Consider the following 1,086-nt stretch of genomic DNA (forward strand, 5'->3'; position numbering starts at 1 on the left):
TCAGGGCGTGAGAAGAAATGAGCCTTCCGACTCGTCGAACCAGCCTTGCGCTATGGCGAGCAGGAGGTTGTGGGCGACGAGTGCGAGCAACCACGCGGCTTCGGCTCGCTTGCGACCTCGTACGTGAAGCCTGCGCAGTCCCTGGCGCTCCTTGACCTGCGCATTGAGCAACTCCGCCGTCGGTGCGCGCTGGGCGTAGGTGCGCTTGCCTGCGGGTGTCTGCATCCGCGCACGCCACGCATTGCTGGGGTCGCCTCGTTGGCCCCTGCGCCGCCCCTCCGGTAGCAGCAGGTTCTTGCGCGCCGGTAAGGGAGAAAAGACACGAATGCCCTGCGACTCGAGCGCGGAGAAGGCCTTGAGATTCCGATAGGCCCCGTCCACCAACCAGGCATCGGGCCTGAGTCCCAGGACGCGGGCCACCCATTGCACCATGGGGAGCAGCTGTGCAGCGTCCGCCCCCTCATCGGTGACACGACCGGCCAATGCCAACCGGCTCTCGACGTCCGAGACGGCCTGCGCGTTGTAGGCAGGACGGAAGCCGCCGTCTGGCATGCGCATCACCTGGGCCTGTGGGTCGGTGAGAGAGGCTCGGGGTTCGCCATGAGCGCCCCCCTTCGCACGTTGCTTACGCCGTGCTGCTGCCGGCAGTGCAGCGAGCGCGAGTGCCGCCCGGGCCTGTAAATCGGCGCGAGCGCGTTTGCGTGCTGCACGTGCCTTGGTACTCGCGCCCTGCTGGCACGGGCCGACCGCAGCAGCCACGGCTGCCCGCTTCTGTAGGGTGGCCTTGCGGTGAAAAGAAGCAGCCCCTGCTGAAGCACGCACACGCGTGCCGTCCTGCGCAAGTCGCCGTGGCCGGTGTACGGCACCGCGACTGCACAGCTCATCCAGCATCTTGCCCAGCAACGCCCGGAAGGCAGGGCCTGAGCGTGTCATGAAGGAGGACAGCGTATGCGCCGACACATTGACGCCGCCGCACAACCACCAATACGCAACGTCCGTACGCAGCCTCGCCGCAATGGCGTGAGCGCTGGAGAGGCCCTCCATCTGCCCGTACACCCACAGCGCTAGCAACAGCCTCGGGTCCAC

General features: G+C 67.1%; 1 protein-coding gene. It reads right to left on the minus strand.

Annotated elements, in window-relative coordinates:
* On the minus strand, positions 1–1,086 hold a 1,086-nt coding region (locus D7V77_RS42105; protein ID WP_120581743.1), incomplete at its 5' end, for a transposase.

This window comes from Corallococcus sp. CA041A (assembly GCF_003612075.1).
GTDB lineage: Bacteria > Myxococcota > Myxococcia > Myxococcales > Myxococcaceae > Corallococcus > Corallococcus exiguus.